This window comes from Streptomyces sp. PSU-S4-23 (assembly GCF_055632315.1).
Window position 1 is genome coordinate 1,510,671 of the sequence record NZ_JBVMUU010000002.1, and the last position, 26,111, is coordinate 1,536,781.

General features: G+C 72.2%; 22 protein-coding genes. 7 read left to right on the top strand and 15 right to left on the bottom strand.

The window, feature by feature from the left end; genetic code table 11:
- Positions 1-7: 7 nt before the first annotated feature.
- The 3 genes from ACZ79I_RS07690 to ACZ79I_RS07700 form a co-directional block, all read right to left on the bottom strand.
- On the bottom strand, positions 8-481 hold the full coding sequence (locus tag ACZ79I_RS07690) for a GNAT family N-acetyltransferase (protein WP_471495394.1): 474 nt from the start codon (positions 479-481) through the stop codon (positions 8-10).
- Positions 482-688: 207 nt separating this feature from the next.
- A complete protein-coding gene (locus tag ACZ79I_RS07695) occupies positions 689-1,546 on the bottom strand; it encodes an esterase/lipase family protein (protein WP_471495396.1) in 858 nt (285 codons plus the stop codon).
- A 218-nt stretch (positions 1,547-1,764) separates the two neighbouring features.
- The gene (locus tag ACZ79I_RS07700) at positions 1,765-2,211 is read right to left on the bottom strand and encodes a MarR family winged helix-turn-helix transcriptional regulator (RefSeq protein ID WP_471495398.1); all 447 of its coding nucleotides are present in this window, start codon (positions 2,209-2,211) and stop codon (positions 1,765-1,767) included.
- A 105-nt stretch (positions 2,212-2,316) separates the two neighbouring features.
- On the opposite strand from ACZ79I_RS07700, the gene ACZ79I_RS07705 reads away from it, so the two are divergent.
- The gene (locus tag ACZ79I_RS07705) at positions 2,317-2,691 is read left to right on the top strand and encodes a cupin domain-containing protein (RefSeq protein ID WP_471495400.1); all 375 of its coding nucleotides are present in this window, start codon (positions 2,317-2,319) and stop codon (positions 2,689-2,691) included.
- A gap of 65 nt (positions 2,692-2,756) precedes the next feature.
- Here ACZ79I_RS07705 and ACZ79I_RS07710 read toward each other — a convergent pair whose 3' ends face one another.
- The 6 genes from ACZ79I_RS07710 to ACZ79I_RS07735 form a co-directional block, all read right to left on the bottom strand.
- Positions 2,757-6,206: a DNA polymerase III subunit alpha gene (locus ACZ79I_RS07710; RefSeq protein ID WP_471495402.1), complete on the bottom strand. Its 3,450-nt coding sequence runs from the start codon at positions 6,204-6,206 to the stop codon at positions 2,757-2,759.
- A 174-nt stretch (positions 6,207-6,380) separates the two neighbouring features.
- Positions 6,381-7,460 (bottom strand): S1 family peptidase, encoded by a 1,080-nt coding sequence (locus ACZ79I_RS07715; protein WP_471495404.1) that lies wholly within the window; start codon positions 7,458-7,460, stop codon positions 6,381-6,383.
- 277 nt (positions 7,461-7,737) lie between these two features.
- Entirely contained in the window at positions 7,738-8,661 is a 924-nt protein-coding gene (locus ACZ79I_RS07720) for a slipin family protein (RefSeq protein ID WP_471495406.1), read from the bottom strand.
- 175 nt (positions 8,662-8,836) lie between these two features.
- Positions 8,837-9,742 carry a S1 family peptidase gene (locus tag ACZ79I_RS07725; protein ID WP_471495408.1) on the bottom strand — a complete coding sequence of 302 codons (906 nt, stop codon included), beginning with the start codon at positions 9,740-9,742 and terminating at the stop codon, positions 8,837-8,839.
- A gap of 212 nt (positions 9,743-9,954) precedes the next feature.
- Complete coding sequence (locus tag ACZ79I_RS07730; RefSeq protein ID WP_471495410.1) at positions 9,955-10,737, bottom strand: DUF1684 domain-containing protein; 783 nt, start codon at positions 10,735-10,737, stop codon at positions 9,955-9,957.
- A gap of 159 nt (positions 10,738-10,896) precedes the next feature.
- Positions 10,897-12,066, bottom strand: a complete 1,170-nt coding sequence (locus ACZ79I_RS07735) for a DUF5685 family protein (RefSeq protein ID WP_471495412.1) — start codon at positions 12,064-12,066, stop codon at positions 10,897-10,899.
- A gap of 290 nt (positions 12,067-12,356) precedes the next feature.
- On the opposite strand from ACZ79I_RS07735, the gene ACZ79I_RS07740 reads away from it, so the two are divergent.
- Positions 12,357-12,797, top strand: coding sequence for a cell division protein SepF (locus ACZ79I_RS07740; RefSeq protein ID WP_471495414.1), 441 nt, complete (start codon positions 12,357-12,359; stop codon positions 12,795-12,797).
- Positions 12,798-12,836: 39 nt separating this feature from the next.
- Here ACZ79I_RS07740 and ACZ79I_RS07745 read toward each other — a convergent pair whose 3' ends face one another.
- Complete coding sequence (locus tag ACZ79I_RS07745) at positions 12,837-14,027, bottom strand: acyl-CoA dehydrogenase family protein (RefSeq protein ID WP_471495416.1); 1,191 nt, start codon at positions 14,025-14,027, stop codon at positions 12,837-12,839.
- Positions 14,028-14,185: 158 nt separating this feature from the next.
- The gene (locus tag ACZ79I_RS07750; RefSeq protein ID WP_471495418.1) at positions 14,186-15,799 is read right to left on the bottom strand and encodes an MFS transporter; all 1,614 of its coding nucleotides are present in this window, start codon (positions 15,797-15,799) and stop codon (positions 14,186-14,188) included.
- Positions 15,800-16,058: 259 nt separating this feature from the next.
- On the opposite strand from ACZ79I_RS07750, the gene ACZ79I_RS07755 reads away from it, so the two are divergent.
- Both ACZ79I_RS07755 and ACZ79I_RS07760 read left to right on the top strand, forming a co-directional pair.
- Positions 16,059-17,225 (top strand): glycosyltransferase family 39 protein, encoded by a 1,167-nt coding sequence (locus ACZ79I_RS07755; RefSeq protein WP_471495420.1) that lies wholly within the window; start codon positions 16,059-16,061, stop codon positions 17,223-17,225.
- 252 nt (positions 17,226-17,477) lie between these two features.
- Complete coding sequence (locus tag ACZ79I_RS07760; RefSeq protein ID WP_471495422.1) at positions 17,478-18,497, top strand: phosphatase PAP2 family protein; 1,020 nt, start codon at positions 17,478-17,480, stop codon at positions 18,495-18,497.
- A gap of 103 nt (positions 18,498-18,600) precedes the next feature.
- Here the strand turns inward: ACZ79I_RS07760 and ACZ79I_RS07765 are convergent, their stop codons facing one another.
- Positions 18,601-18,816: an I78 family peptidase inhibitor gene (locus ACZ79I_RS07765; RefSeq protein WP_471495424.1), complete on the bottom strand. Its 216-nt coding sequence runs from the start codon at positions 18,814-18,816 to the stop codon at positions 18,601-18,603.
- 433 nt (positions 18,817-19,249) lie between these two features.
- Here ACZ79I_RS07765 and ctaD point away from each other — a divergent pair, with 433 nt between their 5' ends.
- Entirely contained in the window at positions 19,250-20,935 is a 1,686-nt protein-coding gene (gene ctaD, locus ACZ79I_RS07770) for an aa3-type cytochrome oxidase subunit I (RefSeq protein WP_471495426.1), read from the top strand.
- On the opposite strand, the gene ACZ79I_RS07775 is transcribed toward ctaD, so the two are convergent.
- The 3 genes from ACZ79I_RS07775 to ACZ79I_RS07785 form a co-directional block, all read right to left on the bottom strand.
- Positions 20,889-21,854: a helix-turn-helix transcriptional regulator gene (locus tag ACZ79I_RS07775; RefSeq protein WP_471495428.1), complete on the bottom strand. Its 966-nt coding sequence runs from the start codon at positions 21,852-21,854 to the stop codon at positions 20,889-20,891. The two genes, ctaD and ACZ79I_RS07775, sit on opposite strands and share 47 nt — an antisense overlap.
- Before the next feature lie 314 nt (positions 21,855-22,168).
- Positions 22,169-23,416, bottom strand: a complete 1,248-nt coding sequence (locus ACZ79I_RS07780) for a glycosyltransferase family 4 protein (RefSeq protein WP_471495430.1) — start codon at positions 23,414-23,416, stop codon at positions 22,169-22,171.
- A gap of 224 nt (positions 23,417-23,640) precedes the next feature.
- Positions 23,641-24,315, bottom strand: coding sequence for a transglycosylase family protein (locus ACZ79I_RS07785; protein WP_471495432.1), 675 nt, complete (start codon positions 24,313-24,315; stop codon positions 23,641-23,643).
- A gap of 538 nt (positions 24,316-24,853) precedes the next feature.
- Between ACZ79I_RS07785 and ACZ79I_RS07790 the strand changes: the two genes are divergently transcribed.
- Positions 24,854-25,627, top strand: a complete 774-nt coding sequence (locus ACZ79I_RS07790) for a hypothetical protein (RefSeq protein WP_471495434.1) — start codon at positions 24,854-24,856, stop codon at positions 25,625-25,627.
- A gap of 97 nt (positions 25,628-25,724) precedes the next feature.
- The gene (locus ACZ79I_RS07795; protein WP_471495436.1) at positions 25,725-26,111 is read left to right on the top strand and encodes a hypothetical protein; all 387 of its coding nucleotides are present in this window, start codon (positions 25,725-25,727) and stop codon (positions 26,109-26,111) included.

A 26,111-nucleotide genomic window follows, 5' to 3' on the forward strand; every position in this document is an offset into this window, starting at 1 on the left:
AGGACGCTCACTCCAGCCGCTTGCGGTAGTGGAAACGGTCGTACGGTCCGTCGACGCGGCGCTCCACGACCTCGTACCCGTACTTCGGATAGATCTTCTGGTTCTCCCACATCATCGCGTTCGTGTAGAGCCTGATCTCGGGCAGCCCGAGCGCGCGCGCACGCGCCTCCACGAAGGCGAGCAGCCGCCGCCCCACTCCCCGGCCCCGGGCGTCGGGGTGCACGGCGATGCTGTCGAGGAAGAGATGGTCCTCCCACGCCTCGACCACCACGAGCCCGCCCACGGGCTCCCCCGTCACGAACACGCGCCCGGCGGCCACGTTCGCCGCGTGGTCCGCCTCCATGGGCTGCGGCACCACGCCGATGCGCTCGATGTAGGGGCGGTACGCCGCGTCGGTCACGGCCCGCACGGCCGGTATGTCCCCGGCGACGGCCGGCCTGATCTCCTCGGCCGCCGTGGGCCGCGTCGTGAAGTCCGTCATGACCGCACGGTACGTACCTGATCCCCGTCTCAGCACTCCCTTAACGCGACCATAAGGATCCCCTCCGCCCGCCTCCGGCAGGCGATTTCACGGTTTCCTGGGGTGGTTCGCCCGGCCTCCGTGGCCTGTCCGGCGGCTCAGGCCGGACAGGCCACGGCGAGGGCCGCGGCGACCGGGGGTCGCCGCGGCCGGGTGGGGGTGCCGGCGTCAGCTGAACGCCGAGGCGCAGGTGGTCGCGGTGGCGTGTGCGGGATCGAGCGCGTTCGCCACCTCGTGGAAGGCGATCCGGTCGAACAGCCCGATCGCCACGTGCTCGGAGAGGTCGAGCGCGCACAGATCCTGCAGCCGGACGTTGTGGACGTCGGATCCGCTCAGGAACTGCGAGCTGTACGGGGTGACCACCTCGTCGTACTTCGTCGCGATGACCGTGTAGTGGACGCCGGCGACGGTGTCGCCGCCCGCGTTGAGTTTCGTCAGGAACGCCGAGCCGACCACCTGGTCGGCGAGCGCGGGCGTGGCGGTGGAGAGCAGGTCCTCGATGCCCGGGAAGTACGGCAGGAGCTGGGTGAGCCCGCCCAGGGTGGTGCCGTGGTTGCTGGGCGCGATGCCGACGAGGGCGTTCACCTTGGGGGCGCCGCCGAGGAACTTGAGGTAGTAGCGGGGCATCATGCCGCCCTGCGAGTGACCGACGATGTCGACCTTGGCGGCGCCGGTCGCGGCGAGCACCTTGTCGACGAAGACCTGGAGCTGCCCGGCGGACGTGGCGATGGAGCCGAGTCCGTAGAAGACCGGGACGCCGGGCAGTTGGCCGTAGTCGAGCGAGTAGACGCAGTAGCCGCGGTCCTCCAGGTAGGGGGCGAGGGACAGCCAGTTGTCGACGGAGTTCCCGAAGGTGCCGTGGACGAGGACGACGGGGCGGGGATGGGCCGCCGACGGCTTGCAGGTGTAGTCGTTCCAGCCGCTGCTCGGTGCGGCGGCGTGGGCGGTGGCGGCGGGGACGACGGCGAGCGCGGTGGTCAGCAGGACCGCGGCGAGCGGTCTGAGCATGCGCTTCCAGGGCAGCATCGGGTGATCTCCTTGCGGCTCAGGGGAGGAGGAGGTGCGACGGCCGTGACGGCGGCCTTGACGACGCCTTGTGATCCGGATCACGAGGATGCTGTCTGTTCACCATCAAGTTACGGGCGAGTAGTGGAAGCGTGAAGTTACGCGTCAGTAAAAACTTCCGGTGATAGCGGGCGGCGTCGTGCACCCACTGATAACGACCGGACAGAAGTGATGCGACATCACCAGACGGGACGGATCTGCCCATAGGGCGCGATCCTGAGCAACTGCCGTGACAGCGAGCGGATCTCACGCTCACCCAGCAGTTCGGCCCACGGCCGTACGACTTCGGCCGCGGCCTCCTCCGCGGCCCGCGTGCAGGCCCGTCCGCGCTCGGTCAGCACGACGAGCCGCGCCCGCGCGTCCTCGGGGTGCGGCCGCCGCTCGGCGTACCCCTTGCGCACGATCTCCTCGACGAGCTGACTCGCGGCCTGCTTGGTGACCCCGAGGTGGGCGGCCAGGTCCGTGACGGTCGCACCGCCCGGGGCGAGCCGGGCGAACGCGAAGCCGTGCGCGGGCCGCAGGCCCTCGAAGCCGCGCGCCTCCACGCCGTCGTGGATGCGCCGGGTGAGTTCACCGGCAACGGCGAGCAGGGCGGCGGACAGTGCCATGGCCTCGGAGTTCTGCACGCAGGCATTGAAGCATCCTTGACAGACCGGTCAAGCAGCTTGACCATAAGGGCATCGCAATTCAGTCAAGCAGCTTGACCATCTGACCGGCAGTCGGAGGCCACCATGCCCATCGTCCGTTCGTCCGAAGCCGTCGCCCACGAGATGCACGGCGCCCGTTTCATCTCCTACGCCACTCCCCTGACGGGGAGCAGGGAACTGTGCGCATGGCGCGGTGAGATCCCCGGAGGGACCCGGGCCCCCGTCCACACCGTCACCCGGGAGGAGATCTTCCACCTGCTCAGCGGCGAGCTGCTGATCACGCTCGACGGCCGCACCGAGCGGATCACCGCGGGCGACACGGTGATCATCAACCCCGGTGCGACCCTGGGTGTCGAGAACCCGGCGCCCGACACCGCCGTCTCGTGGGTCACCACGTCCATCGGCCTGGAGGCGGAACTGGCCGACGGCACCCGCGTCGCCCCACCGTGGGCCAACTGAGCCGCCGTGAAGGACGGCAAGGACCGCACGGCCGGCACCCCGGCGTCACCGTCCGCGGAAGGTGGTCAACCCGCGCTCCCCGGACTCCGGTGCCACAACTTCCTCCCGCCCGCCGGGCCCTCGCCGGCGGGACGCATGTCGGCCCAGGGGTTCATCTCGTACCCCGTGGCCATCCGGATGCGCCGGCCCTTCGCCGCGTCGCCGTCGGGCCGCTCCGGCACGGGCTCCGCCAGCCGCGCCGCCACCGCGTCGAGGCCGCCCTCGGCGCGCAGCTCGATCAGTTCGGCGAGGTTCCAGGCCGCGGCGCCCACCACGCTCAGGCTGCGCGGCCCGCGCCGCTGCACCACCCCGCGCACCAGCAGCAGCCAGGAGTGGAAGACGGTGTGGGCGCACGCGTCGTGGGAGTCGTCGAAGAAGGCCAGGTCCACCAGGCCCGTGCCGTCGTCCAGGGTGCTGAAGATGACCCGCTTGCCGGAGCGGATCGGCGGGGTCTGGGTGGCCGCCTTGGCGCCCGCGACCAGTACCGTCTCACCGTGCCCGGCCTCGCGCAGCCGGCGTGCCGGCATCACGCCCAGCTCGTCGAGGAACGCACGGTGGTCGTCCATCAGATGGCGCGAGGCGTCCATGGAGAGCACACCCAGCTCGGCACTGAGCCGCTCCGCCGGGGAGAGGTCGGGCAGCCCGGCGGACGCGGTCCTGCGCCCGCCGGTCAGGGGGAGCTGGTCCCCGACCGCGCCCCGGGCACCCCGGTGCAGCTCGGCCAGGTGCAGCTGGAGGTCACGGCGGTTGGCGCCGAACGTGTCCAGCGCCCCGACCTGGGCGAGCCGCCCGGCGACGGGACGGCTCGGCCGCGCCCGCTCCCAGAAGTCGAGCAGCGAGGCGTACGGCTGCCCGGCCTCGATCCGCTTCGCCTCGGCCTCGCTGATGCCGTGCACGTCGGACAGGGCGAGCCGGAGCCCCCACTCCGTCCGGTCCGGTCCGGGCGGCCCGCCGGACTCCCTTGATTCAGACACCAGTTCGATGCGATGGGCGACCCCCGACGCGTTCACGTCCAGCGGCAGGATCGGCACACCCCGGCGCCGCGCGTCCGCCAGCAGCAGCCGCTTCGGGTACATCCCGGGGTCGTGCGTCAGCAGCCCCGCGTAGAAGGCGGCGGGGTGATGGGCTTTCAGCCACGCCGACTGGTAGGTCGGCACCGCGAACGCGACCGCGTGCGCCTTGCAGAAGCCGTACGACCCGAACGCCTCGACGATCTCCCAGGTGCGCTGAATCGTTTCTGCACCGTACCCGTTCGCCGCCGCCCGCTGCGCGAACCAGATCCTGATCCGCCCCTGGGACTCCGGATCGGACAGACCCCGCCGCACCCGGTCCGCCTCGTCGCGCCCGCACCCGGTCATGATGTCCAGGATGTGGATGACCTGCTCGTGGAAGACGACGACGCCGTACGTCTCCCTCAGCGGCGCCTCCAGATCGGGGTGCGGACAGCGGACCGGAGCCCGCCCGTGCCGCGCCTCGATGAACGGCCGCACCATGTCGGCCGCGACCGGGCCGGGCCGGAACAGCGAGATGTCGACGACGAGGTCGTGGAAGCCGGCCGGCTGGAGCCGTCCCACCAGGTCCCGCTGGCCCGGCGACTCGATCTGGAAGCAGCCGAGGGTCTCGGTGGAGCGGATGAGGTGGTACGTCGCCGGGTCGTCCGGTGCGAGGGAGTCGATGTCGATCCGCTCCCCCGTCGTCCGCTCCACCTCCGCGACCGCGTGCGCCATCGCGGACTGCATCCGCACCCCCAGCACATCGAGCTTGAGCAGCCCGAGCTCCTCGACGTCGTCCTTGTCGAACTGGGACATGGGAAAGCCCTCGCCGCTGGTCGGCATGACCGGCGTACGGGCGAGGAGGGTGGCGTCGGACAGCAGGACCCCGCACGGATGCATGGCGACCGAGCGCGGCAGGGCGTCGAGGGCCTCGACCAGCTCCCAGAGCCTGCCGTACCGCTCCCGCTGCGCCGCCAGGGCCTTGAGCTCGGGCAGTTCGTCGAGGGCCGCGCGGGCGTCGCGGGCGTGGATGTGCGGGAAGGACTTGGCGATCCGGTCGATCTCGGCCGGGTCCATGGACAGGGCCGCGCCCACGTCGCGGATCGCGTGCCGGACCCGGTACGTCTCGGGCATCGCGACCGTGGCGACCCGCTCGGTGCCGAACCGGCCGATGATCGCGCGGTAGACCTCGAGGCGGCGCGCGGACTCCACGTCGATGTCGATGTCGGGCAGGGCCACCCGGCGCTTGGACAGGAAGCGCTCCATCAGCAGCCCGTGCTCGACCGGGTCGGCGTGCGCGATGCCGAGGAGGTGGTTGACGAGGGACCCCGCCCCGGAGCCGCGCGCGGCGACCCGGATCCCCATCGTCCGCACGTCGTCGACCACCTGGGCGACCGTCAGGAAGTAGGAGGCGAAGCCGTGGTGGGCGATGATGTCCAGTTCCTCGTGCATCCGCTCCCAGTAGGCGCGCCGGGTGTCGTAGCCGCGCAGCACCATGCCCGCCGCCGCCCGGGAGGCGAGCACGCGCTGGGCGGTGCGGCGGCCGGCGCCGACGAGGTGCGCCTCGGGGAAGTGGACGCTGCCGATACCGAGGTCGCCCTCGGGGTCGACCAGGCACTCGGCCGCGGTGGCCAGAGTCTGCTCCAGCAGCCGGCGGGCGCTCTCGCGCCGGTGGCCCGCGGCCTCGACGATCCGCTCGGCCGCCTCGAGCATGGCCTGGGGGCCCTTGAGCCAGGCTTCCCCGGAGTCCAGTTCCCTGGTGGGGTCGACGGGGACCAGGCGGCGGGCGGCGTCCAGGACGTCGGCGACGGGGCCGAGGCCCGGGTCCGCGTACCGGACGGCGTTGCCGAGCACGGGCCGGACGCCCTGCTCGGCGGCGAAGCCGAGGGTGCGGGCGGCCAGGCGGAGCGAGCCGGGGCCGGCGCCCGTACGGCCGTGCCAGACGGCCTCCAGGCGCAGGGCGTCGCCGTAGACCTCCCGCCACGACGCGAGGAGCCCGGCCGCGCGGTCCGGTCGCCCGGCGGCTAGGGCGCGGCCCACATCGGAGTCGGGGCCGAGCAGAACGGTCAGCCCGTCGGCGTGGTTGCCGGCCCAGGGCAGCAGGGGTGGGCCCTGGGACGAGGAGTGGGCGGCGGTGACGAGCCGGCACAGGTCGGCCCAGCCGCGGGCGCCGTCGCGGGCGAGGAAGACCGCGCGGGGTGCCGACTCGTCGACGAAGGCACCGCCGCGCACGGGGGTGCGGCGGTGTTCCCGCCGTACGGGCCCGGGCTCCCCCACCGCCAGGTCCGCCCCGAACAGGGGCCGGACACCGGCCGCCGCGCACGCCTTGGCGAACCGGACCGTGCCCGCGAGGGTGTCCCGGTCGGTGAGCGCGAGGGCGTCCATGTCCCGCTCACCGGCGCACTCGGCCAGCCGCTCCGGGTGTGATGCGCCGTAGCGCAGGGAGAACCCGGAGACGGTGTGCAGATGCGTGAAACCCGGCACACGCACCTCCTGACCGAACCCGCTCTCGCCTCTCCCGCCTCGTCTCCACCATAGACCAATCTTCGAACATCTGTACGATGATCTTGCGCCGGGTGGCCGCCCCCGGCCATCGGTGGCCGGGGGCGGACCCGTCATGGTTCTCCCGCCGGCGCGCCCCGGCGCCGCGGGCGCGGATCAGCCGATCTGGGCGCCGAAGACCGAGAGCGCCTCGGTGACCGGCTGGAAGAAGGTCTGACCGCCCGAGGTGCAGTCGCCGCTGCCGCCGGAGGTGAGGCCGATCGCGGCGTCGCCGTCGAACAGCGAGCCGCCGCTGTCCCCGGGCTCGGCGCAGACATCGGTCTGGATGAGGCCGCTGACCGTGCCCTCCGCGTAGTTCACGGTGGCGTCCAGGCCGGTGACCGTGCCGGAGTGCACCTGGGTCGTCGAGCCGCTGCGGGTCACCTGCTCACCCACGGTCGCGTCGGCCGCCCTGGTGATCGGCTGCGAGGAGCCGTCGTAGAGGTCGACCTCGCTCGGGTGGTCGACGGTCGCGGTGTACTTGACCAGGCCGAAGTCGTTGCCCGGGAAGCTGGACTGTTCGTTCTGCCCGATCACGTCGCCGCTGGAGTCCGACCAGGTGGAGATCGCCTCGGTGCAGTGACCGGCGGTGATGAAGTACGGCTGGCCGCCCTTGACCACGTTGAAGCCCAGCGAGCAGCGCCCACCGGAGCCGGTGATCGCGTCACCGCCCGCGATGAAGGGGGTGAACGTCCCCTTCGACCGCTTGAGTTCGGCCTTCCCTCCCAGCCCGTCGACCACCTTGGTGAGCCGCGCCCACTCGGCCTTCGACACGGTGCGGTCGGCGGTCACGACGACCTTGTTGCTCCTGGGGTCGGTCGCCCACGAGGTACCGGGGACGGTCGCGTCCTTCTTCAGCGTGGTGCGGGCGGCCGCCAGCTCGGCCAGGGAGTTGGGGACGACTCTGGCCCTGGCTCCCGCCGTCCGGACACTGTTCGCGGCCGCCTCGTCGAGCACGTTGACGACGAGCTGCTCCGTCTTCGCGTCGTAATACGTTCCGGCCGCGGCGGTGCCCAGGTCCCGGCCGAGCGCCGAGGCGAGCTTTCCGGCCGCGGCGGCCGAGAGGGTGTGGGGCGCCTCGGTCCGCGGGACCTCGCTCGCGTTCGCGTTCTGGAAGGTGACGGCCGCCGCGAACAGTGCGGCGGCACCCGCTCCGGCCAGGGCGGCACGCCGCTTGGGTATGTGTCGGTGCTTCAACTCACGTCCTCCTGTGGGGGGCCGGCCGCGGAGATTGTGGGGACCGCCGTGACCGGAAGGCGTACGGGCACGGAGGCGGCGCACCACAGAAGCCACGTCCGCGCCCACGTGCGGCGCCCACTATTCCGAGGCCCGCGGGGAGCGCACAAGACCGACTTCAGGACGCGTGTGCGTCAACAGGCGTACGCGCCCCGCGCCGTGACCGGCCCCTGGTCCTCCGATCCGCGTTTCCGCTGCAAATGCCGCGTGAGGGTTATCCCTGTGCGACCCGCGAGGTCTAGTCCTGTCCGGAACTCGGCCCTTCGGGGTCCGGTTCCGGGAAGGGGGCGGCGGACGGGCGTTGCTCCTGCACCGATTGCTCGGTGCCCGAGGCCGCAGGAACCGCCGGGACCCCGGGCGGTGGCGCCGCCGGAGCCTGCCCCGGGGCCGCGACCGCCACCTGCTGCTGCGCCCGCTCCAGGAACCGCAGCAGTTCCACCGGGAAGGGCAGGACGAGCGTGGAGTTCTTCTCGGCGGCGACCGCCACCACGGTCTGCAGCAGCCGCAGTTGCAGCGCGGCGGGCGTGTCGGCCATCTGCTGGGCGGCCTCGGCCAGCTTCCTGGACGCCTGCAGTTCCGCGTCGGCGTTGATGACGCGAGCCCGCCGCTCCCGGTCCGCCTCGGCCTGCCGGGCCATGGACCGCTTCATGGCCTCGGGCAGCGACACGTCCTTGATCTCGACGCGGTCGATGGTGACGCCCCACTCCACCGCCGGGCTGTCGATCATCAGTTCCAGCCCCTGGTTGAGCTTTTCCCGGTTGGAGAGCAGATCGTCCAGCTCGCTCTTGCCGATGATGGACCGCAGCGAGGTCTGCGCCATCTGGGAGACGGCGAACCGGTAGTCCTCCACCCGGACGATCGCATCGGCCGGCGAGGTCACCTTGAAGTAGACGACGGCGTCCACGCGCACCGTGACGTTGTCACGGGTGATGCCCTCCTGCGCGGGCACCGGCATCGTCACGATCTGCATGTTGACCTTACGGAGCCGGTCGACGAAGGGCACGATCATCGTGAGCCCGGGGCCGCGCACGTCGGGCCTGAGCCGCCCGAGGCGGAACACCACACCCCGCTCGTACTGCTTGACGACCCGTGCCGCCGCCGTAGCGTAGACGGCCCCGGCGGACGCGAGGGTCACCCCCGCCGTCACCAGCTCCTCGACCATGTCGGCCCCCCGGGGTCCGAAGTGGGCGCTTTCGGGAGCACGCGCACATGTGCCGCGTGTCCTTCGACGGTAACTCCGGGGAGCGAGCAAGGGGGAGCCCCCGCACGCGGATTGCGTACGGGGGCTCGCCGGCCGCCGGATGCGGGCCGGGCTGTGTGGACGCCGGTGGCAGGGGTCAGTAGACGTGGACCCCGTAGGCGCTGAGGGCCTCGGTGACCGGCTGGAAGAAGGTCGTGCCGCCGGAGGTGCAGTCGCCGCTGCCGCCGGAGGTCAGACCGTAGGCGACGCCGCCGCTGGAGTACAGCGGGCCGCCGGAGTCGCCGGGCTCGGCGCAGACCGTGGTCTGGATGAGGCCGTAGACGATGTCGCCGCCGCCGTAGTTGACCGTCGCGTTGAGTGCGGTGACCCGGCCGCTGTGGATGCCGGTCGTGGAACCGCGCCGGTAGACGGTGGCGCCGACCGAGGGCGTGGCCGCGCTGGTGATGTCCACGCTGCCCACGGTGCCCGGCTTGGAGACCGAGCTGTTGGTGTACCGCACGATGCCGTAGTCGTTGCCGGGGAAGCTGGAGCCGGCCGTGCTGCCGAGCGTGGTGGAGTGCGACGAGTTCGACCACCAGGTGCCCGCGCCGTCGGTGCAGTGGCCGGCCGTCAGGAAGTAGGAGTTCCCGCTGCTGTCCTGGACGTTGAAGCCGAGCGAGCAGCGCCAGCTACTCGCATAGATGGCGTCGCCGCCGGAGATCAGCTTGTTGAAGGTGCCCGGCGTGCGCTTGATGGTGAGGGCGTCGGAGTTGCCGCCGGCCGCCTTCTTGATCTTCGCGATCTCGGCCTGGGAGACCGTGCTGTCGACGGTGACGACGACACGGTTCGTCGTCGGGTCGACGGCCCAGGCGGTGCCGGCGACATCGGACTTGAGCACCGAGTCGCTCGCCTTGCTGAGCTGGTTCGCACTGAAGGCGTGTGCGTCGTTCGCGTTCGCGGTGGGGACGGCGAACGCGGCCGCGGCCACGAGTCCGGCGGCCACGGCGATCAGCCGGGTCCGTCTCGCGAGTCCGCTCGTGGGGTTGGTGCGCTTGATCCTCACTTGTCGTTCCCCTCCAAGGGAAGTCGGGGGCCCACGTGGGGGAGATGGGGCCCGTGAGTCGCAGTCGGGGGCCAGGACGTCCGGATTCCGAACATGCCGTGCCCCTGACAAGCGCTGAAGGGGAGTATTCGGCCGCCGACCTGCCCGCGCAAGAGCGCCTTTCGGCCGTGCAGCCTTCAACATGCCGATGAACCGGCGCCGATGACGGGCCGCTACACCAGTCCCCGCTCCCCCGCCTCGATCGCGAGGCCCAGGCTGTTTCCCGGTGGAGGGAAGGGGCAGTGGAAGTGGTCCACGAAGGCGCACGGCGGAAGCAGCGCACGGTTGAAGTCCACCGTCGTGCCGCCCTCGGCGTCGGGCGCGGGCGGGCACAGGAACCGGAAGCGATGACTGGTGTGCCCGCTGGTGGCGTCGGCGAAGACGGCCCACAGCGAGCCGTCGCGCCGGACCGACACCTGCAGGGTGAGGTCCTGCCCGTCGAGGGTGAAGGCGAGCACCCCGCCCAGACCGAGCCCGCGGTGGCGACCGTCGGCGGTCTCGACGCGTACGGTGCGGCGCTCGCCGTAGGGGGTGAAGTGCCCCTCCACCGACCAGCGCGGGTCGTGGGGCGTCGCCTCGATGCCCTTGAAGGCCCGGCGCGCGGGCGCCGCCGGGTCGTAGTCGCGTACGCCCCAGACCCCGTCGCGTTCCAGGACGACCAGGCGGCGCTCACCGGCCTCGACGCGGGACGCGGCCACGGGCCCGGGGTCGGCGGCGAGACGGGTCTCACCCGTGAAGGGCTTTCCGTCGACGGTCAGCCCGTCGTCCTCACCGGCCGTCAGCACCACCGCGTCACCGTCGGCCGCCCACCGCCCGGGGATGTCCGGAATTCGCCCCTCCGGATAGTCCTCCAGCCAGTGGGTGCCGGCCAGCGCAAGCGGTCCGTAGGGGGCCGACACCTGCGCCGTGCGGCGCTCGTGCCACTGCTTCCACTCGTCGGATGCGTCGGTCGTCATGCACGCAACCCTCGCATATCGGACACGGCATACCGGACACGGCATACCGAGGTGCGGAGCGCCGTGTGCTCCCGGCATGCACCGAACGGTCAGAGCCTCACCCGGATCTGGTCCGGCGTCAGAAGGACGGCACCGTACGGCGTACGCCGTACGGGGGCCTCAGCAGTCGCAGCCGCAGTCGCACCCGTCGCAGCAGCATCCGTCGCAGTTGCTGCAGCAGTCGCAACAGTCACTGCAGTCAGAGCAGTCGCGGCAGAGCCCCTCCTTGCGCTCGCGGCTCCACGGGTCGTCGTATGTGCCGCAGCACAGCTGGCAGGTGCAGGCGAGCCCCATCCACACCGCGCAGCCCGCGATCAGTCCCCGCCGGTCGCGGCGGGGCGGCTCGGGAGGCGGCGGCGTACCGGCCGGTCCCCCGGGCGCGCCGGGCGCGTACGGCCCGGACGCGGCGGGCGGGTGCGGCGGGTGCGCGCAGGACGTCGTGCCGAAGGCACGGTCCACGGAGGTCCGCAGTTCGTGCGCGAGCAGCACATGCGCGAGCCGCCCGTCGGCGAAGTCGACCTCCCGCAGCGCGAGCCGTATGCCGTGCAGCGCGTCGTCGGCGAGGCGGCGGGCCTCCGCGAGGGAGGTGCCGGTGGCCGTCAGCGGGTTCCAGGCGCCCGACGCGGCGTCGGCTTCCCTGTCCTCCACGGCGTCCAGCAGATGCGCGAGGCGCCCGAAGAGCCGGCCGGCCTCCGCGAGGGGCTCGGCGTTGCGGGGCCGTCCCGCGAGGACCGCCGTGTGTGCGAAGGCGGCGGCGGTGGCGGTCTCGGTCGGTTCGGTGACCGCGAGGATCGGGGTGCCGAGTCCGGCGACCGCCTCGATCCCCAGCTGCCGGTCCACGGAGTCCACCAGTACGGCGGTGTCGAATCCGATGTCCGAGGCGGTACGGGCACCGGCCCGGTCCCAGCTCATGGCGACCCGGCGCGCCGCCGACGCCACCGGCCGACGCGCCAACAGCCCGTCCCCGTCGGCCACATGGTCGCGCAGCCTGGCCGAGGCGAGCACCAGGGAGACCGCGGCGGCGAGCCGTGCCCCCTCGCCGCGCGCGACCGAGGCGGTGCGCATGCCGCGCAGCGGGCAGGGTCCGGCGGTGCGCCGCCCCCCTGCGGCCGACTCGGCCTGAGCCTCCGTCAGGACCGAGACGAGGAGGCCGTCGTAGTTCGTGACGACCCGGGCGAGCTGCCCGTGATCCGCGCGCAGTGCGAGGCAGAGCCCGCACAGGTGCGCCATCCATTGGGTCCGCAGGCCCTCACTCAGCCGGTGCCGACAGGGCCGGACCATTCCGAACACGATGTTCCCCCGCGCTTCGTACGACGTTGAGCCGCGGCATCGTATCTGCCACCTCGTTCACTCGTACGCACCACCCGTCACCCATACGCCGTCGCAGATAATATTTCACTCACAGTCAGCAGCCGTATACGGCAAGACCCTTGGGGTACACGGGCTCTCGACGCGCGCGCTGTGCACCAGTACCGTCACAAACCCCCCGCGCGGCGTCTATCCCCTTGGCGCGACATCCGCATCATGGACGACCATGGGGATGCGGACGGCTGGAGAGACCGCTGTGAGAGGAGGCGTCCATGGGATCGGTGCGCAAGGCGAGTGCCTGGCTTGGCCTCGTCGACGACAACAACGATGACGAGCGCTACTACGACGACGATTACGCCGAGGGCCAGGAGCAGGGCGATGCCTGGGTGACCGACCCGCGCGTGAAGGTCGCGTCCGACACGGCGGAGGGTACCGGCCGCCGGATCGGCACGGTCACCCCGGACAGCTTCCGGGACGCCCGGGCCATCGGCGAGCTCTTCCGTGACGGCGTCCCCGTCATCATGAACCTCACGAACATGGAGCCGGCCGACGCCAAGCGCGTGGTCGACTTCGCCGCCGGTCTGATCTTCGGCCTGCGCGGCTCGATCGACCGGGTCTCCAACCGTGTCTTCCTGCTGACCCCCGCGGACACCGAGATCGTCAGCGGCGACGCCGCGACCCGGCGGGCCGACGGCTTCTTCAACCAGAGCTGAGGCAGGGCCGCTCACCGGCCCTGCCCGCTCCACGGGCCGTCACCGGAAGGCGTCGAGCCCGGTGAGCGCCTTGCCCAGCACGAGCTGGTGCATCTCGACGGTGCCCTCATAGGTGAGCACCGACTCCAGATTGGTGGCGTGCCGCATCACGGGGTACTCCAGGGAGATCCCGTTGGCGCCGAGGATCGTACGCGCCGTGCGGCAGATCTCGATGGCCTCGCGCACGTTGTTGAGCTTGCCGAAGCTGACCTGTTCGGGACGGAGCCGTCCCGCGTCCATACGCCGCCCCAGATGATGGGCGAGCAGAATCCCCTTGTGCAGTTCGACCGCCATGTCGGCGAGCTTGGCCTGGGTGAGCTGGAACCCCCCGATGGGCCTGCCGAACTGTTCCCTGCTCTTCGCGTAGTCCACCGCGGTCTCCAGGCACGACCGGGCCGCGCCCATGGCCCCCCACACGATCCCGTACCGGGCGTGGGACAGACAGCTGAGCGGTCCCTTGAGCCCGACGGCACCGGGCAGCACGGCGTCCGCGGGCAGCCGCACGTCGTCGAGGACCAGTTCACTGGTGACGGAGGCCCGCAGGGACCACTTGTGCTTGATCTCGGGGGCGGAGAAGCCGGGGCTGTCAGTGGGGACGACGAATCCTCGGATCCCCTCGTCGGTCTGCGCCCACACGACGCCGACGCCCGCGACGGACCCGTTGGTGATCCACATCTTGCGGCCGCTGAGGATCCAGTCCCCACCGTCCCGCTTGGCGTGGGTGCGCATCGAGGCCGGGTCGGAGCCGTGGTCGGGTTCGGTGAGCCCGAAGCACCCGATGACCTCGCCTGCGGCCATGCGGGGCAGCCACTGCTGCTTCTGCTCCTCGCTGCCGAACCGGTGGATCGCGTACATGGCGAGGGACCCCTGCACGGAGACCAGGGACCGGATGCCGGAGTCGGCGGCCTCCAGCTCCAGACAGGCGAGGCCGTACTGCACCGCACTGGCCCCCGCGCACCCGTACCCGCTGAGCGACATGCCGAGAGCGCCGAGGGAGCCCAGCTCCCGGGCCAGCTCGCGGATCGGGGGAAGCTCACCCTTCTCGTACCACTCGGCGATGTGCGGCAGTACGCGCTGCGCCGCCCAGCCGCGCACGGTGTCGCGGATGGCGAGGTCCTCGGCGTCCAGCAGGTCGTCGATGCCGAGCGGGTCGGCGGGATCGAAGGACGGCAACGTCGGGGACGCGGACATGGAAGCCTCCGTGACACTGAAAACTAGCAGCGCTAGTCAGGATGGGACGGGCCGACGGTACGACGCGCCGCGCCGGGCGTCCAGTACCGGTGGTCCGGACGCGGGACCGGTGGTGCCGAGACCCGGTGGTGCCGAGACTCGGTCATGCCGGCACCCGGTCATGCCGAGACCCGGGAGTCCGCGACCTCGCGCGGGGCGGGAACCGCCGTGGCCGAGCCCGCCGGGGACTCCTCGCAGTGCATGACCCGCGGCAGCCGCAGCGCCATCACCGCGCCCAGCAGCAGCAGACCGGCGCTGACCAGGAGCGTCACATGCAGACCGTGGACGAAGGAGTCCCGGGCCGCGCGGCGCAGGGCCTCGCCCCGCACACCGCCCAGCCGGCCTGCCACCTCGTACGCCTCTCCCAGCGAATGGCCCGCGGCCCTGGACGCCGACGCCGGAACGCCCGGCACCGACGCCGGACCGGGCGCGTACGCCGCGTTCATCACGCTGCCCAGCAGCGCGATGCCGATACCCGCGCCCAGCTGGTAGGAGGTCTCACCGATGGCCGCCGCCCCACCGGACTGCGCGGGCGGAGCCTCGCTCAGCATCGACTCGTACGCCCCGAACAGCGTCGTCTCCAGGCCGAAGCCGAGCAGGACGAAACCGAACAGCAGCAGCCCCGGGTTGTCGTGCCCGCCCATCGCGGTCAGCGCGACCACCGATCCCGCCGTGAGGGAGAAGCCGAAGACGACCATGCGCCGGGGGCCGAAGCGGTGCAGCACGTTCGAGCCGACCAGGCCCGCCGCCATCGCCGCGAACGTCAGCGGCAGCAGCCGCAGCCCCGTCTCCAGCGGCGAGAGGTCCAGCACCAGCTGCAGATACTGCGCCGCGATCAGTTCCAGGCCGACCAGCGCCAGCATCGCGAGCACGATGCACCCCACCGAGGTGCTGAACGCGGGCCGCGCGAACATCCGCAGGTCGACGAGCGGGTGCGCACGGCGGCGCTGGCGGCGCACGAAGCCGGCCAGCAGGGCGGCGCCCGCCGCCAGGGGCAGCAGCGTGCCGGGGCCCAGCGGCGTCTCCCCGCCGCCGAGCCGCTTCACCCCCAGGACCAGCCCGAAGAGGCCGACCGCCGCCATGAGCGCGCCCACCACGTCCCAGGGACCGTCGCGGTCCCCCTTCGACTCCGGCAGCAGCAGCCGCCCGACCGGCAGGCTGACCAGCATCAGCGGAATGTTGATCAAGAAGACGGAACCCCACCAGAAGTGCTCCAGCAGGAAGCCGCCCAGCAGCGGGCCCACCGCCGCGCCCACCGCGGCCACGGCACTCCAGATGCCGATCGCCAGCGCCCGCTCGCGCCGGTCGGGAAAGACCTGGCGCAGGATGGACAGCGTCGCGGGCATGATCATCGCGCCGCCCACGCCGAGCAGCGCCCGCGCCGCGATCAGCACCTGGGCGTCCTGCGCCAGGGCCGCGGCACCGGACGCGAGGCCGAAGAGGGCGTATCCGAGCAGCAGCACCCGCCGGCGGCCTATCCGGTCGCCCAGCGTGCCGAAGAGGATGAGCAGCGAGGCGCAGACGAGCGGATAGGTGTCGACGATCCAGAGCAGCTGGATTCCGCCGGGCCTGAGGTCCTCGGTGACGGCGGGCATCGCGACATGCAGCACGGTGGCGTCGAGCGCGACGAGCAGCAGGCTCACACACAGGACGACGAGGACGACCCAGCGGCCCGCTCCGTCCCCGGCCGCCCGGCGGCGCAGCGCAGCGGCGGCCGTGGTCGTCCCGGACATGTACGTACCTCCCAGGTGGTCCCTCACTTCGGCGGAACGCGGGGTGGGGACGCCCCCGCGACGGCGACCGGGAGGAGCGGTGCTCCCGGGGCCCACGCAACGAAGCGAGTGAATCGCCAGCGTACGCGAGTTCCCGCGGTCGTCGCGTGGCGGACCCCTCACGTTCCTCCGGGAGGGGGTGTGGCATGCACCACTCCTCCCCCGGTCCAGCACGTCGGAGGGGCCCGTCCGGTTCCGTACGGCGCCGATAATCGGGCGCGTGACCGATCTTGCAACGCGCCCGGCGCCGCCCGGCCACGGCGCGGCGCGCCGGGCCGCACCCGCCCTCGCGGGGTACGCGGCCGTCCGCGCCCTGGGCCTGGCCGTGCTGGCGCTGTGGAGCGCGGCGCGCGGCACCAGCCCGCACACCCTGCTGACGGCCCGCTGGGACTCGCTCTGGTACACCCGCGTCGCCGCGCTCGGCTACGGCTACGAGGTGCGCCTGCCCAACGGTGACGTGCACTCCGACCTCGCCTTCTTCCCCCTGCTGCCGTGGCTGGAGCGGCTGGGCGCGGCGCTGACCCCGCTGCCGTACGCCGACGCGGGCCTCGTCGTCTCGGCGCTCGCCTCGCTCGCCGCCGCCTGGGGCGTCTTCGCCGTCGCGGAGCGGGTGTACGACCGCCGCGTGGGCGTGTGCCTGGTCCTGCTGTGGGCGGCGCTGCCGGTCGGGATCGTGCAGTCGATGGCGTACAGCGAGTCGCTCTTCACGGCGCTCGCCGCCTGGGCGCTGTACGCGGTGCTGACCGGCCGCTGGGTGACCGCGGGCCTGCTCGCCTCGCTGGCGGGTCTGACCCGGCCGGTGGGGGCGGCCGTCGTCGCGGCCGTGTGGGCGGCGGCGGTCACGTCGTACGTACGGGACCGGCGGGCGTCCCCGGCCGGCGGTGTGCCGCGCGCCCGCCGTGCCCTCGGCACGCTCCTCGCGCCCCTCGGCGCCGCCGGCTACGTCCTGTGGGTCGGCCACCGCACCGGCAGGGGCCCCCTGGGCTATCTCGACGTCCAGGCGGGCTGGCGCAACGGCTTCGACGGCGGCTACGCCTTCGCCCGCTTCGTCGCGGCCACGTTCACCTCCTTCCCCTCGGCCCTGGCCGGCGTGGCGCTGGTCGCCGGGGTCGCGCTGGTCGTCGGCCTCTGCGTGGCGTGCGTGCGGCAGGGACAGCCACTGGCCCTGCTCGTGTACGCGGGAGCCGTCACCGCGCTCGCCCTGGGCGCGTCGAGCTACTTCGGCTCGAAACCACGGCTGCTGCTGCCCGCGTTCCCGCTGCTGCTGCCCTTCGCCGTGGCCCTCGCGCGCGCCCGTCCCTCCAGGTCGGCGGCGGTCCTCGGCGGTGTCGCCATGGTCTCGGCCCTCTACGGGGCGTTCTGGCTGAACGGCTCCGGCCCGCCATGACCGTCGCCATGACCGTCGTCGTGACCGTCCGTGAGCGACCGGGGAATTCCACGCCAGCATTCGGTGAACGAATTAGCAAGCGCCATTAAAACGGCGACCGGGCTCGATCGACGGAATTATCGATCGAGCATCGCCGCCATGAGGGAATCCATGGAAATCGGCGTCCTGTTGAGAGGAATCCCACATCACATCGTCATCACAAAGCCGGTGATTCGGGTGGGCATCGAGCTCACTCGCTGTAACGTCGATTGAGTGCGTACCGAACCAAAGCTGAGGCGTCTGGACCGGGTCTTCGCCCGGCTGGACCGTGAGCCGGAACGACCGGCCCACATCGACGTGCCCAGGATGAGCCGGCACCGAGTCGTCCTCTTCTCGGGAACCCTGGCCTTCTACGCGGCGATCGTGTGGGCCGTCGTCGTCTCCTCATGGCTGGTCCGGCTCGACTGGCAGGTCATGTTCTTCCGGCCGTACCAGCAGTGGCCGCAGATCCACGCGTTCCTCGACTACTACGTGGTGCTGGGCCAGCGCGGGCCGACCGCGGTGATGGTCGCCGCCTGGCTGGGCTGGCGCTCGTGGCGGCAGCACACCCTGCGCCCGCTGCTCACGCTGGGCGCGGCGCTGCTCCTGCTGAACATCACGGTGGGCGCCGCCAAGTACGGCATGGGCCGCCTCGGCCCGCACTACGCGACCGTCATCGGGTCGAACGAGATGTGGCGCGGCGGGGATATATTCCCCTCCGGGCACACCGCGAACGCCGTCGTGACCTGGGGCATCCTGGCCTATCTGGCCTCGACGCCACGGGCCAGGCGCTGGCTGTCCGCGCTGTCGGCGGTGACCTCCCTCGGCGTCGGGCTGACCACGGTCTACCTCGGTACGCACTGGCTGAGCGACGTACTCCTCGGCTGGGCCGCGGGCCTGCTGATCCTGCTGGCGCTGCCCTGGTTCGAGCCGCTGATCGCCCGCGCCGAGACGGCCATCCTCGCGGTGCGGGACCGCCGTCGCAGCCGCCGTGCCGTCCCGGTGCCCGTCCCGGTCCCGGTCGACGCGCCGGTCCCCGCCCTCTCCCCCGTCGCGGCCGCGGAGGGGGAGACGGCACCGGCCCGGGAGCCGGTGGGCGCCGCCCGCGCGCCCCGGGCCCCGGTCTATCTGGCCCCCGGCCCGCACACCACCCGCGCGGAACGCACCCCGGTCACTCCGGTGGGCAGCCGCCGCCCACCGCACTCGGACCGGGTGCGCGGCACCGCCCCCGCCCGGCCCATGGCGGGCGGCTGAGCGGCCGGCCCAGGGGGAACGGTACGCACAGCCTCCCCGCCCGGTGCAGGCCCCGGCTCGCAGGAGCCGGGGCCTTCGTCATGGGCTGACGGGACGCGGCCCGTCAGCCCTTCCAGCAGCGCGTGACCCTGCCACCGTCGACCTCGAAGTTCAGCCGTCCGAAGCGGTACTCCATGGTGATGACGGTGCCCGGCGGCAGCGAGCGGACCGTGCGCCAGCCGCGCTCGCGGGCGAGGCGCTCGGCGCGGTGCGCCTCCAGGCCGACGTACTCCTCCGGGGAGTCCTCGGGTTCCGTACCGGGGGTGGGAATGGGTGCCATGCGGCCACGTTAGGCCGCGGGGCGCGGCCGTGGAAGTCCGGGCGGCCACTCCTGCCCCCGTCCCTCCACGGTCACGCTTCTGTCACGGATCCACGACACCCTTTCGCCCCAACGGCGTCACACGATCGGGCGGTTCTGCATGCGCCACGCGCCAGCCGGGGCGGAATTCGGCAGAGGCTTGATCATCATCGTTCAGGGGTCCGGATTAACCTGCCCGGAAAAACGCGGCGCACAGTTCACGCCGCCCTTTCTCATTTCTCTTTCCCGATGCCCGGCAGCTGACTGCGCATAAGAAATACACGGCTTCGGCACAGAACCCCCGCACGCACCCTGTCGGAGGGCGGGACGGTGCGCGCATCATGGCGTGAGCCCACGGGACCGCCGCGCCGTGGGCTCCAGCGGGCCCGGGGCGCGACGAGCGAGGGGGCGAGCGATGACGACGGACACCGCGCAGGTGACCGGCCGGACCGTGCGGAGCAGGCAGCCGGGGCGACTGGTCGTCGACTGGCTGACCACCACGGACCACAAGAAGATCGGGCACCTCTATCTGATCACGTCGTTCGCGTTCTTCCTGGTCGGCGGGGTCATGGCACTGCTGATGCGGGCCGAGCTGGCCCGGCCCGGGCTGCAGCTCATGAGCAACACCCAGTACAACCAGCTGTTCACCATGCACGGCACGATCATGCTGCTGCTGTTCGCGACCCCGACCTTCGCCGGCTTCGCCAACGAGATCATGCCGCTGCAGATCGGCTCCCCCGACGTGGCCTTCCCGCGGCTGAACATGTTCTCGTACTGGCTGTTCCTGTTCGGCGGGCTGATCGTGCTGGGCTCGCTGGCCGTACCGGGCGGCCCCGCCGACTTCGGCTGGTTCGCGTACGCACCGCTCAACAGCCTGCAGCACTCGCCGGGCATCGGCGCCGACCTGTGGATCATGGGGCTGGCGCTGGCCGGCTTCGGCACCATCCTCGGCGCGGTGAACTTCCTGACGACGATCATCTGCATGCGCGCTCCGGGCATGACGATGTTCCGCATGCCGATCTTCACCTGGAACACGCTGTTCACGTCGATCCTCGTCCTGCTGGCGTTCCCCGTGCTCGCCGCGGCGCTGCTGGTGCTGGAGGCCGACCGGCGGTTCGGCTCCCAGGTGTTCGAGGCCGCCGACGGCGGGGCGCTGCTGTGGCAGCACCTGTTCTGGTTCTTCGGCCACCCCGAGGTCTACATCATCGCGCTGCCGTTCTTCGGGATCGTCACGGAGATCATCCCGGTCTTCAGCCGCAAGCCGGTCTTCGGCTATGTGACGCTGGTCGGCGCGACCATGGCGATCACGGGTCTGTCGGTGGCCGTGTGGGCGCACCACATGTTCACGACGGGCGCGGTGCTGCTGCCGTACTTCTCCTTCATGTCGTTCCTGATCGCGGTGCCGACCGGGGTGAAGTTCTTCAACTGGACCGGCACGATGGTCAAGGGCTCCCTGTCGTTCGAGACGCCGATGCTGTGGGCGGTCGGCTTCATGGTGTCGTTCCTGTTCGGCGGGCTGACCGGGGTGATCCTGGCCGCGCCGCCGCTGGACTTCCACGTCACCGACTCGTACTTCGTGGTCGCCCACTTCCACTACGTCGTCTTCGGCACGGTCGTGTTCGCGACCTTCGGCGGCTTCTACTTCTGGTGGCCCAAGTTCACCGGCAAGATGCTCGACGAACGGCTCGGCAAGATCCACTTCTGGACGCTGTTCACCGGCTTCCACACCACGTTCCTGGTGCAGCACTGGCTGGGCGCCGAGGGCATGCCGCGCCGGTACGCCGACTATCTCGCCGTCGACGGCTTCACCGCGCTCAACACGGTCTCCACCATCGGGTCGTTCCTGCTCGGCCTGTCGACGCTGCCGTTCCTCCACAACGTCTGGAGGACCGCGAAGCACGGAACCAGGGTCGAGACCGACGACCCCTGGGGCTTCGGCCGCTCCCTGGAGTGGGCGACCTCGTGCCCGCCGCCGCGGCACAACTTCGTCAGCCTGCCCCGGATCCGCTCCGAGTCCCCGGCGTTCGACCTGCATCACCCGCAGTACGCGCCGGTCAGGCACGCTCCAGCGCCCTCGACAGCCGGTCCCGAGCCCTCCTGACCGTCTCGGTCAGGTCCGCGGGCTCCAGCACTTGGAACTCGAACCCCATCATCATGACGTGGATCACCACCACGTCGAGACTCGCCGCCCCCGTGCGCAGCAGGCAGCTGCCGTCGCCCTCCGCCTCCAGGGTCCCCGCCGACGGCGAGATCCTCCCGGCCGCCTCGTGCAGGGGCACCAGGAGCCGTACGACGGCCTGGGTGGCGTACGCGCCTGTGGAGACGCCCTTCGACACATACGCGGCCAGGTCGTCGGCCGGTGGTGTCCGCGGGGCGAAGCGCGGGCCGTGCGGCGCCCTCGGGGTGATCCGGTCCACGCGGAAGGTGCGCCAGTCCTCGCGGTCGAGGTCCCAGGCCACCAGGTACCAGCGGCGCTCGGTGCACACCAGGCGGTACGGCTCGACCGTGCGGCGGGACGGGGTGCCGCCGTGGTCCCGGTAGTCCAGGCGCAGCCGCTCCGCGTCCCGGCACAGACGGGCGAGTTCGGTGAGGACGGCCGGGTCGACGGCGGAGGGCCCGGGGCCGCGCAGCATCGGCACGGTGAACGCGTTCAGCGCGCTCACGCGGCGGCGCAGACGGTTCGGCAGGACCTGTTCCAGCTTGGCGAGGGCGCGCACGGAGCTCTCGCCGATGCCCTCGATGCCCTGCCCGGCGGCCGTGCGCAGCCCGACGGCCACGGCTACGGCCTCGTCGTCGTCCAGGAGCAGCGGTGGCAGCTCGGCCCCCGCCCCCAGCTGGTAGCCGCCGCCGGTGCCGGGGCTGGCGTTGACGGGATAGCCCAGCTCGCGCAGCCGCTCCACGTCCCGGCGCACGGTGCGGGGGCTGACACCGAGGCGATCGGCCAGGTCGGATCCGGACCATTCCCGGTGGGCCTGGAGCAGGGACAGCAGACGCAGCAGTCGGGCCGAGGTATCCAGCATGGCGCCGAGTCTGCCACCCCTTGCGGACAGATACTGTCCGCGAGCCGCAGGGGCCCGCCGGACCCGTGAGGCGGTCCCCGCGGCCCTCGGGCAGCCCGACACCGCCGGGCAGCGCGGCGCGCAGCCGGCCGCCCTCGGCGGGGACCGGCGGCAGTGCTGCCTCCTCGCCCTCGCGGCGGGGCGGCAGCAGGTGGGCGGGGCCCGCCAGGCCGGTGGCGTCGATGGCGAGGGTCAGCCCGCCGGCGGCGTCGGCGGCACGGTCGGCGCGCGGGGGCCCGGCGGTCCGCTCGGCCGGCTCCGCGGTGCCCCGGTCGTCATGCGGGGCGCCCCTTCCCGAGTACGCCGCGCCCGGCGGCCCGTACGGCCTGGACGCCGCCCGCCAGCGCGGCCCGGGTGCGGGGCAGTGATCCGCGCAGCCGGGCGCCGTGCCGGGTGGTGCCGGTGAACAGGGACTCGTAGCGTTCGGCGATGCGGGAGGGGTCGAAGCGCGCGGACGCCGCCAGGGCCGCGGCGGCCATCCGCAGGCGCAACGCGTCGTCGTTGATGAGTTCCAGCAGACCCGTGGCGACCGCCTCCGCGCTGCCGGGCTCGACGAGCCGGCCGTCGACCCCGTCGTGGATGATCTCACGGGGTCCGTGCGGGCAGTCGGCGGCGACGACGGGCAGCCCGCAGCGCATGGCCTCGACGATGGTCATGCCGAAGGACTCGGTGCGGGAGGTGACGGCGGCGAGGGAGCCCTTGACCCACTCGGGCTCGATGGGGTGCACGGGGCCCATGAGGTGGACGTGGTCGTGCAGGCCGAGGCGGTCGACGAGGGCGCGCAGTTCCTCCTTCTGCTCGCCGCCGCCGTAGATGCGCAGCCGCCAGTCGGGGCGCTCGGCGCGCACCCGGTCGAAGGCGGTGACGAGCAGGTCGTACCGCTTCACGGGCGCCAGCCGCCCGGCCGCCACGACCCAGGCGGCCGAGCCGTCGGCGGGTGCCAGGTTCGGCGCGGGCACGGGGTTGGGCACGGCCTCGATACGGACGCCGGGCAGCCGCATCCGTGCGCGGTAGGCGCCGGCGTCGGCCTCGGTGGTGGTGGTGAGGGCGTCCAGCCTCGGGTAGGCGCCCCGCAGGACCAGCCGCAGCGCCTTGGAGTGGCTGTCGAGGGTGAGGTGCTCCTGACCGACGCGGAGCGGGCCGCGGCGCGTCTGGCAGGCCAGGTGCACGTTCAGCCCGGGACGTGTGGCGACCACCACGTCCGCCTCGGTCGTTGCCAGGTGAGCGCCGATGCGGCGGTCGGTGAGGACGCTGTACTGCCGGTGGCGGCCCTCGGCACGCGGAAAGATCCTGGCGGGGCGGTCCAGCTCGGGGTGGCCGCGGTCGGGGCCGCCGGCGCGCAGATCGACGAGATGGCGCAGCCGGACGCCCGGGCCGGGGGCGAAGACGGGCTCGTCGCGGTGGCGGAAGACGGAGACGATCTCCACGTCGTGCTGTTCGGCCAGCGCGCTCGCCAGGTTGTACGTCGTGCGGTTCGTGCCTCCGATCCCGTAGGCGTTGTGTATCAGGAAAGAGATGTGCATGCGTCCCTGGATCCCCTTGTCCGTCCCCCGTGCGTGTTGATTAGACCCAGGGCGCGCCGACCGGTTGGGCGCCATGGCCATGTTGTGGCGCAACGGTTGCCGCATCGGTAGGTGACGACGGGAACCTTTCGGCCAGGAAGGGCATCAGGGTGCCCCCGAGGGGGTGGCCGCATGCGTGGGGCCCTGCCGTCGCGGGGGACGGCAGGGCCCGGGGAGGAGCGCGGTCAGACGTCGAGTCGCTGTCCGGGCATGATCAGGTCGGGATCGGCGCCGATCACCGCCTTGTTGCGTGTGTAGAGCCGCTGCCAGGTGGTGCCGTGCCGTTCGGCGATACCGCTGAGGGTGTCACCGCTGCGCACGGTGTAGTCGCCGCGGGACGCGCCGCGCGCGGTGTGTCCCGCCGAGTGCTCCGGCGCCTTCGACACATGCCGATGCCCCCGCGGAGTGGACTCGGCTGCGGACTCGGTGGTGGCCGAACCCGAGGACGGGCGGGTGGCCTCGCGGGCCCCCGATGCCGCGGGTGCGCTTCCGTGGGCTCCGGCGCGGGCCGAGCAGACGGGCCACGCACCCCAGCCCTGCGCGTTCTGCACCTTGGTGGCGACGGCGATCTGTGCCTGCCTGGACGCCTTGTCGGCGGTCGGGGCGTAGGCGGTGCCGCCGTACGCGCGCCAGGTGCCGGCGGAGAACTGCAGTCCTCCGTAGTAGCCGTTGCCGGTGTTGATGTGCCAGTTCCCTCCGCTCTCGCACCGGGCGATGCGGTCCCACACTCCGCTGTCGGCCGCGGCGGCGTTGCCGGTCGCGGCGAGCAGTCCGAGCGGGGCGAGCAGGGCCGCGCCGGCGAGGACCGCCGTCGTACGGGTCGTACGGGCCTTACGGGTGTCATCGGCACATTCGGACATGTAATTCCCTTTCCACGAACCCGGGATCCCCCAGGGCGGGGCGCGTCGGCCTGCGCGTGGGGCGCGGTCGTCGCGCGCCGCCCCGTCCGCCGGAGGTGGTGCTGCGCGCCGTCGGTGCGGCGCGGCCGGTGGACGTTCCCGGGCGGTGCTCGTTGCACACGGCGGAGGAATCTAGGCAGGCGGGCCGTCCGATATCAACCAACTCCTTGTCATTCCAGGCCAGTTCGCTGTTACCGGCGGTATCGGCGATTTTCGGCCACCCATTTCATTCGCTGATTTCCGGATTTGTCGACCAGGGCACTCGATGATCTGTGAGCCACCTCACGAAAGCAACTTCCCTTTCGTTCCCGGAAGTTGGCGTGGAGTGACGCATTCCGCGCGCATGCTCACCCTGCGCATCGGATGGTTCGATTCCGTTCGCTTGCGGGCGTGACTCCGGCCACAGATCGCCCGTTGTCTTCTGCATGAGCCGGGGACCCCCGGCTCATGGGCCGGGAGCCACCCGGCACGCCACGTACCGCATCCCGAGGGAGCCCCCGTGCCGCGCATGCTCGACGTCAGCGACGCCGTACGCGCCGAGATCGGCGACGAAGAAGCCGACCGGCTGCTCACCGGAGAGAACGCCCCGGGCAGTTACGACTGCACGTCCTGCCGCACCCCGGGCGACTCCGAGCAGGAGCGCACCAGCACCGTCCTGTTCGTCGGCGAGGAGACCGCCGTCCTCGCCTTCGCCCACGCCACCTGTCTGCCGTCCCAGGTCGTCCAGGTCACCGAGGAGCAGTTGCAGGGCGCCGTCCGCTCCATCACCGCCGCCGAGGACCTCGCCGAGGGGGCTCCCGAGCAGGCGGTGCTGGGCGTCACCAGCGGACTCGTCCTGATCGCCGGGGAGTTGCACCCGGCGCTCGTCGTGGAGCCCACCGCTCCCATCGCGCGCCCGGGCTCGTCAGGCGTGGGCGACGACTTCCTGCCCCTGCTCGTCGAGCAGGGCTTCACGCCGCTGGCCGAGATCGCGTCGGTGCCGTCGGTGCTGCACGGCTGGTCCGTGCTGCTCGCCATGGGCCAGTTGCACGCCGTGCTGCAGCCGGGTGCCAACGGCGGCCAGCCGGTGGCCTGGTGGCAGGCGCACCAGCCGCTCCAGGTCACCGAGGGATGGCGGGCGGCCGCCAACAAGCACCAGCAGGTGCTGATGTTCGCGGCCCCGGTGGGTTCCATCGGCCGCCAGCCGCGGGAGGACCTGCTGCGCGACGCGCTGGACAAGGCCGCGGCGAACGGGAAGCTCGTGGCCGCCGCCCTGCCGCTGGCGGGCACCTGAGCCCGGCCGGCGGGCACACCGCCCGACGAGGCGCCTGACCTGCAAGGGCTGCGTACTCGACCCGCATCCTGCGGGCGGCGGGGTCGTTGGCACCTACGTGCACGCATATGACGTCCCCCGCCGCCCGTCCCCTCAGCCGATCCCCGCCGCGAGATCGGCCCAGGACCTCTCCGACCGCTCCTCGGCCACGCCGATCTACGACGCGCTCTACGCCGAGTACGTCCGGTCCTTCCGGGCGTGCCCGGGCGACCGCAGCGGCGAGGAGGACCTGGACTTCGTCGCCTTCTCCCACCCCGTCCACCGCACCGGCTCGTACGGCGCGGGGACGTACGGCACACGCCACACCACCCCGCAGCACGCGGTCGGCCGGCAGACCGCCCCGCACGAGCAGACGGCCACGGCGACCCTCTGGGAGCAGGTGGCACGACAGGCCACGGGGCATCGTCTCCCCGCGCTGCCCCCCGCACCGCGCAGGGGGCTGTGA

Excerpts from the sequence above, each read along its gene's own strand:
- ACZ79I_RS07690 (WP_471495394.1), bottom strand. The coding sequence starts at position 481 with ATGACGGACTTCACGACGCGGCCCACGGCGGCCGAGGAGATCAGGCCG.
- ACZ79I_RS07695 (WP_471495396.1), bottom strand. The coding sequence starts at position 1,546 with ATGCTGCCCTGGAAGCGCATGCTCAGACCGCTCGCCGCGGTCCTGCTG.
- ACZ79I_RS07705 (WP_471495400.1), top strand. The coding sequence starts at position 2,317 with ATGCCCATCGTCCGTTCGTCCGAAGCCGTCGCCCACGAGATGCACGGC.
- ACZ79I_RS07720 (WP_471495406.1), bottom strand. The coding sequence starts at position 8,661 with ATGGTCGAGGAGCTGGTGACGGCGGGGGTGACCCTCGCGTCCGCCGGG.
- ACZ79I_RS07730 (WP_471495410.1), bottom strand. The coding sequence starts at position 10,737 with ATGACGACCGACGCATCCGACGAGTGGAAGCAGTGGCACGAGCGCCGC.
- ACZ79I_RS07740 (WP_471495414.1), top strand. The coding sequence starts at position 12,357 with ATGGGATCGGTGCGCAAGGCGAGTGCCTGGCTTGGCCTCGTCGACGAC.
- ACZ79I_RS07745 (WP_471495416.1), bottom strand. The coding sequence starts at position 14,027 with ATGTCCGCGTCCCCGACGTTGCCGTCCTTCGATCCCGCCGACCCGCTC.
- ACZ79I_RS07750 (WP_471495418.1), bottom strand. The coding sequence starts at position 15,799 with ATGTCCGGGACGACCACGGCCGCCGCTGCGCTGCGCCGCCGGGCGGCC.
- ACZ79I_RS07765 (WP_471495424.1), bottom strand. The coding sequence starts at position 18,816 with ATGGCACCCATTCCCACCCCCGGTACGGAACCCGAGGACTCCCCGGAG.
- ctaD (WP_471495426.1), top strand. The coding sequence starts at position 19,250 with ATGACGACGGACACCGCGCAGGTGACCGGCCGGACCGTGCGGAGCAGG.
- ACZ79I_RS07775 (WP_471495428.1), bottom strand. The coding sequence starts at position 21,854 with ATGCTGGATACCTCGGCCCGACTGCTGCGTCTGCTGTCCCTGCTCCAG.
- ACZ79I_RS07780 (WP_471495430.1), bottom strand. The coding sequence starts at position 23,416 with ATGCACATCTCTTTCCTGATACACAACGCCTACGGGATCGGAGGCACG.
- ACZ79I_RS07785 (WP_471495432.1), bottom strand. The coding sequence starts at position 24,315 with ATGTCCGAATGTGCCGATGACACCCGTAAGGCCCGTACGACCCGTACG.